Source organism: Vibrio sp. Vb0349, assembly GCF_033338975.1.
The window spans coordinates 1-6275 of sequence record NZ_JAWOTS010000058.1 but is presented as its reverse complement, the minus strand read 5'-3'; the positions used below and the strand labels follow the sequence as shown (position 1 = coordinate 6275).

Genomic DNA, 6275 nt, shown 5'->3' with positions numbered 1-6275 from the left:
TGTTTTACCGTGGTCAACGTGGCCGATAGTACCAACGTTAACGTGCGGTTTCGTACGTTCAAATTTTTCTTTAGACATGAGTGGTCCCTCTAGGTACGGATTTAGGTGGCCCAAATTGACCACGCAACCAAAAAAAGATAATTGGTAAATCTAATATCAAAAGGAAATAAACTTGAGAGCTGGTGCTGATAGGCAGACTCGAACTGCCGACCTCATCCTTACCAAGGATGCGCTCTACCACCTGAGCTATATCAGCACTCAAATTAGAGTGGAGCGGGCAGCGGGAATCGAACCCGCATCATCAGCTTGGAAGGCTGAGGTAATAGCCATTATACGATGCCCGCAACACGTAACTCTGAGAGCTATTTCCTAAAGAATATGGTGGAGGGGGACGGATTCGAACCATCGAAGGCAGTGCCGGCAGATTTACAGTCTGCTCCCTTTGGCCACTCGGGAACCCCTCCAAATTTTCAAGCCATTCAGACTACTAAAGGAAAGAATGGTGCCGACTACCGGAATCGAACTGGTGACCTACTGATTACAAGTCAGTTGCTCTACCTACTGAGCTAAGTCGGCATAAGTGGTGCGCATTCTATTGAATGATTTTCTAGGTTGCAATAGTAATTTGAAAAAAAATCATAAATTTCGATTTTTTAGATTCGTTTGCTGCAAATTCGTACAAACTTAGCTTTTTTAAAGTAAACTTCGACCTTTGTCGTTTGCTTTGAAGTTCGCTTGATGTATGTTCTTGCTTCTATTAAACCAAGGATAAAAGAGACCCATGAGTCCATTTTTGTCATTTGACCGTGCAAATTGGGCCGAGTTAAGAAACTCTGTACCGATGACACTTTCTGAAGACGACTTGACTGCGCTTCAGGGCATTAATGAAAACCTAACCATGGAGGAAGCGGTAGAGATCTACCTTCCTTTGTCTCGTCTTTTGAATCTGTATGTCCAGGCTCGTCAAAGCCGCAATTCCGTATTACAACAATTCTTAAATACAGAGGAACATGCTCCCCCTTTCGTAATTGGTATCGCTGGCAGTGTTGCTGTAGGCAAAAGTACGACTGCTCGTATTCTAACGGCATTGCTTTCTCGTTGGGAGAATCATCCCAAAGTGTCCTTGGTTACAACAGATGGCTTCCTATATCCGAAAAAAGTACTAGAAGAACGCGGTATCATGCATCGTAAAGGCTTCCCAGAATCCTATGATATCAAGCGCTTAGTCGAGTTCATGTCTGACGTAAAGGCAGGAAAGCCCGATCTTGAAGTACCCATCTACTCTCACATCACGTATGACATTACTGATGAACTAAGGAAAGTGGATAGACCGGATGTTCTTATTATTGAAGGTTTAAACGTTCTGCAAAGTGGAATGGACTATCCACATGACCCGCATCGTGTCTTCGTCTCTGACTTTTTAGATTTTTCAATTTATGTCGACGCAGAAACAGAAACCATTGAACATTGGTATGTAGAACGCTTTTTAAAGTTTCGCCAAGGGGCCTTTACGAAACCAGGCTCTTATTTTAGCCACTACACACAACTCTCTGTCGATGACGCAAAGAAAAAAGCGAAGCAAATTTGGCATGATATTAATGGGCTCAATTTAGAATTGAATATTCTTCCAACTCGTGAGAGAGCCCACTTGATTCTACACAAAGGCGTTAACCACTTGGTTGATAAAGTCTCGTTGCGAAAGTAATCGAAGATTAGTCACTTTTACGCAACGAGATTTCACCACCAATATAAGCCTCTAGTCCTTGGGAGGTTTCGATTAATATTCCACCTTGATGATCGATGCCTCGAACGACGCCATGTACCTCTCTAGGCCCAATAAGCAGTTTGACCTGACGATTAAGGAAATTGTCTAACCGATTCCAACGTTCGATGAAGCCAATAAGTCCTTTCATTTCATATTCGACAAGTGCGGAATTCCAATGCTTGATAAGTGTCATTGCTAGAACATTTCTATCGATCTTGAGACTCTGATTTACTTGGTTCAACGTGGTCCATGGCTGGTCAATCTCAGGCTGGTCGTCAGGCATTCCAATATTCAGGCCCATCCCAATCACTAGATGAGCAGCCCCACCGGCCTGACCCGACATTTCAACCAAGATTCCGGCCAGTTTTTTATCTTGATAATACAAGTCATTCGGCCACTTGAGTTTAACACCTTGCATGCCTACTTCTTCCAGAGCTTCCACTGCGGCAATCCCAATCACCAAGCTCAAGCCCATTGCCGCAGCCATTCCCGCATCCAGTCGCCAATACATAGAGAGATATAAGTTAGAGCCAAACGGTGAGACCCATTGTCTACCGCGGCGACCACGCCCTTGCGCTTGATATTCGGCAATACAAACACGGCCCTTTTCCGAATCCGCGACTCTGTCGAGCAAATATTGGTTCGTTGAGTCAATCACAGGGACAAGTTCAACAAGTGACTCCGAGCTAGTGGTAAGGAGTGTCTCGTCTAACAGCTGCAATGGTGAAGCTAATTGGTAACCACGCCCTTGCACTCGATAAATATCAATACCCCATTCACTAAGACCTTTAATGTGCTTAGCGATTGCCGCTCTGGAAACATTAAGATCGTCGCCCAACGCTTCTCCTGAGTGAAACTCTCCATCACTTAATAACTTTAGAATATGAAGTTTCGTAGAGTGATCTTTTCTCATCTAGATGCCTCGATCTGAGCCAAATTGGTCTCCCCGGTACGATTGAGAAAGCGTACTTCATGCTCAAGTATGATTTGGTATTTATCCCATACTGTCTGCTTCACTAAAGAAGCAAGCGCGACAATGTCATCAGCACTACAGTTATCTATGTTGGTCAAAACCAAAGCTTGCATAGGGTTGACCTGCGCACCATGTACAGACTTCCCTTTTAATCCACACTGATCAATAAGCCAACCAGCGGCAATTTTCATTCCTCCAGATGCTGGGTAGGCCACTACGTTAGGGTATTTTTTTGTGAGTCGATCATAGTGATCTTGCGTGATCACTGGGTTTTTAAAGAAACTTCCTGCGTTACCTATCTTGGTTGGGTCTGGCAGTTTTGCCTTTCGCACTTGGCATACTCGTTCGAAGATAGAAGCAGGGCTGAGTTGTTCTTCTGGGATACTTTGTAAAGGACCGTACTGGTTAATCGGCTGCCATTGCTTCGCCAACTTAAGCCCTAATGCGGTGATAAAGCACTTTCCGTGCAACGCATGTTTAAATATGGAATCCCTATAGGCAAACTCACAGTCTTGGGCGTGCATTCTTTTGTTTTCAAACGTAGTTATATCAAGAACATCTACATAATCACAGATGTCTTTTAGCTCTAGGCCATACGCACCAATGTTCTGAATAGGAGCCGAGCCAGCACAACCTGGAATCAAAGCTAAGTTCTCGATCCCACCGATCCCCTGATTCACACACCAGGAAACCAATTCAGGCCAATCTTCACCACCGGCAATATGTAATAGGTAGTGCTCATCCGTTTCCGTGACTTCTTTACCCATGATTCGATTAACAATCACTAATCCCTCAAAATGTTCTGTAAAAAGAACATTACTTCCTTTACCTAAAAAAAGTTTCGGTAAATGGGTGAATCTTGGGTTTTGAAATAGCTCAATAACATCTTCAAGCGACTCAACGATAGCTAAATAGGAACACGATTGTTCAATTCCAAAAGTATGGTAAGCCTTTAGGCTCGCATTTGCTTTAATTTGCATAGTAGGTTTGCAACACCAGATAAGATTCTCTTAAACTGTCGACATTCTACATTAGTTATCTTTTAACCGCAGTGACAATACCAGACTCATTAATCATAGAAGTGTTAAATCCCATCAAGCTCCCCCTCATTAAGAAACTATACAAAGCGTATTACCCTGCGGGTCGAGCCAAAAAAGATGAATTGATCATTACAGCAAGCCATAAGGGTGAAATCATTGCGTTACTACGTTTAAAAAGTGTAGATAAAGTTCGTCTGTTGACAGGAATGTTGGTCATTCCGAAAGTTAGGGGAACAGGGATTGGAAAAAAACTACTAACTCATTGTAAAAACAATGTTTTCACTGATGGCGATTATTGCTTCGCGTTTACACATCTCGAATCCTATTATTCCAAGCATGGATTCACAACAATTGATTGCTCTGAGCTACCACACCCGCTAAAAATGGCATTTCAACGTTACGTAGATAGCGGTAAAGATCTCATTCCAATGCAATTCATCTCTTCAACGACATCAAAACGCGTGCTTTTGTAGCCAGGTAAATCATATCTTTGATAAAATGGCAGGTTCGCAATATTGCACTAAACTAAGGTACTCATACCGATATGATAGTAAGTAGGAATCCATTCGAACAGTTGCCAAGTCTCGCTGTCAATCCGGAAGACTTTGATGTTCTGTATTCAGCAGAATCATTCAGAACCCGTCTTTTAGATGCTATCAGCAAAGCAACGTCGCGAATTTACCTAGTCGCTCTATATCTGGAAGATGATGAAGCTGGACGTGAAATTCTCACTGCGCTTTATGAAGCGAAACAGCGCAATCCTGGGTTGGACATCAATATCTGTGTCGACTGGCATCGAGCGCAGCGTGGCCTGATTGGTGCGGAGACATCTGAGGGTAATTCAGCGCTTTACAAAGCATATGCCAGCAAGTACCAACACCCAATCCCTGTCTATGGCATACCAGTGCGTGGCAGAGAAGTTTTTGGGGTACTGCATTTAAAAGGCTTCATTGTCGATGATACTGTTATCTACAGTGGGGCGAGCTTAAATAACGTTTATCTCCATTATCATGAACGTTATCGATTTGATCGTTACCATGTGATTCGACATGAATCTTTAGCGAATTCAATGGTGCAATTCATTCAGGAAGAAATGATTGCTCACCCTGCCGTTAATGATCTTGCAGGAAAAGATAAACCAGAAACCAAAGAAATAAAGTCGGCGATTCGCCAACTGAGGGCTTCTCTTGCTCAAGCCAACTATAAGTTTGAAGACCAAGCTGCAACAGAAGAAAGTGTAAAAGTCACTCCGTTAGTTGGGCTAGGCAAACGCCGTAATCTGCTCAATCAACAGATTGTAAAGTTATTGGCAGCAGCCCAAGACGAAATTTTCATTTGTACGCCTTACTTTAACTTCCCTAAAGCACTTCATCGTGAAGTGAAACGAGCCATGAAGCGTGGTGTGAAAGTAACTATTGTTGTGGGTGATAAAACCGCCAACGACTTTTACATTGCACCTGAGGAAGACTTTAAAACCATTGGCGGACTTCCATATCTTTACGAAGTGAATTTGCGTCGCTTTGCGAAAGCCAATGAAGCGAATATCGCAGCACGTAAATTGTCAATTCACCTATGGAAGCATGACAATAACAGCTTCCACCTTAAGGGTATTTGGGTTGATAAACGCTATATGCTACTTACTGGGAATAACCTAAATCCACGTGCTTGGTCACTCGACCTAGAAAATGGGCTACTCATACAAGACAATTATGCGAAGCTCACTGAGAAGTTTGAAGACGAAGTTTCGCGTATTCTTGAGCATACTCACCTTATCTGTACTTATAAGCAATTAGAGAAAGTAGAAGACTATCCTATAGGGGTACAGCGACTGGTCAGAAAAATTACCCGCCTAAAGGCAGATGGTGTTTTAAAACGTATTCTTTAGACATCATTTCTCGCTCTAAAGTACGTCGAGATTTTTATACTAAGCCAACCGCTTTAGCAGTTGGCTTTTTCATATAATCCATTTGGAATACTTAACTATTTTCTAGTACCGCTAGTGAGCACATAACCACTTAGATCTAGAGCGACTCTCTTAATGGGTTTGAGCTTTGACGTTTGTGAGTATTCCAGCTAAGCTACCCCTCTCTGTTCTGGCGCTTCTTACCCTTTGGCGATATATTTTTTCTGAGACTCATCAAATGTTCAGCGTCGAAAATCATCACCTCGCTAATGAAGAGCTCCTTCAATCTTTCACCTTCCAATTCGTTTTTTTTTCTCATCAAGATTCAAGTCGTTGAACGCCTTTGAATACCATAGATTACTTAGGCTTGTTTGTAGGTCATATTGCCTTTCCACAGCATCACCGGCCTATAATTAATTAAAGCCTAGTGTGTAATTACGCAGAGTTCGCTTAGTAGGGATTATGTGAAATAGTCTAGTTAGGTGTATAAACACTCTTCAGGGAAACGTCGCAGTAGAAACGAAAAAAGCCTCAGTCTTTCGACTGAGGCTTAATATAAGTGGCGGAGTGGACGGGACTCGAACCCGCGACCCC

At 42.8% G+C, this 6275-nt stretch carries 5 protein-coding genes and 4 tRNA genes; 3 read left to right on the top strand and 6 right to left on the bottom strand.

From position 1 onward, the window contains the following. Window positions 1-180 precede the first annotated feature (180 nt). The 4 genes from R7Q47_RS23040 to R7Q47_RS23025 all read right to left on the bottom strand — a co-directional run bounded on the left by R7Q47_RS23040 (window position 181) and on the right by R7Q47_RS23025 (window position 576). Window positions 181-256, bottom strand: a tRNA-Thr gene (locus tag R7Q47_RS23040). Between the two features lie 13 nt (window positions 257-269). Continuing rightward, a tRNA-Gly gene (locus R7Q47_RS23035) sits at window positions 270-344 on the bottom strand. Between the two features lie 35 nt (window positions 345-379). Beyond that, window positions 380-464 (bottom strand) — tRNA-Tyr (locus R7Q47_RS23030). A gap of 36 nt (window positions 465-500) precedes the next feature. After that, window positions 501-576, bottom strand: a tRNA-Thr gene (locus R7Q47_RS23025). Window positions 577-781: 205 nt separating this feature from the next. On the opposite strand from R7Q47_RS23025, the gene coaA reads away from it, so the two are divergent. Further along, window positions 782-1705, top strand: coding sequence for a type I pantothenate kinase (gene coaA, locus R7Q47_RS23020; protein WP_005388683.1), 924 nt, complete (start codon window positions 782-784; stop codon window positions 1703-1705). Window positions 1706-1712: 7 nt separating this feature from the next. On the opposite strand, the gene birA is transcribed toward coaA, so the two are convergent. Together birA and murB are read right to left on the bottom strand one after the other, a co-directional pair. Continuing rightward, window positions 1713-2678 carry a bifunctional biotin--[acetyl-CoA-carboxylase] ligase/biotin operon repressor BirA gene (gene birA, locus R7Q47_RS23015; RefSeq protein WP_154204967.1) on the bottom strand — a complete coding sequence of 322 codons (966 nt, stop codon included), beginning with the start codon at window positions 2676-2678 and terminating at the stop codon, window positions 1713-1715. Further along, window positions 2675-3718 (bottom strand): UDP-N-acetylmuramate dehydrogenase, encoded by a 1044-nt coding sequence (gene murB / locus R7Q47_RS23010; protein WP_154204966.1) that lies wholly within the window; start codon window positions 3716-3718, stop codon window positions 2675-2677. The genes birA and murB overlap by 4 nt, the downstream gene beginning before the upstream one ends. A gap of 101 nt (window positions 3719-3819) precedes the next feature. On the opposite strand from murB, the gene R7Q47_RS23005 reads away from it, so the two are divergent. Then, window positions 3820-4251, top strand: a complete 432-nt coding sequence (locus tag R7Q47_RS23005) for a GNAT family N-acetyltransferase (protein WP_017821963.1) — start codon at window positions 3820-3822, stop codon at window positions 4249-4251. A 71-nt stretch (window positions 4252-4322) separates the two neighbouring features. Continuing rightward, window positions 4323-5663: a CDP-diacylglycerol--serine O-phosphatidyltransferase gene (gene pssA / locus R7Q47_RS23000; protein ID WP_005388686.1), complete on the top strand. Its 1341-nt coding sequence runs from the start codon at window positions 4323-4325 to the stop codon at window positions 5661-5663. Window positions 5664-6275 lie beyond the last annotated feature (612 nt).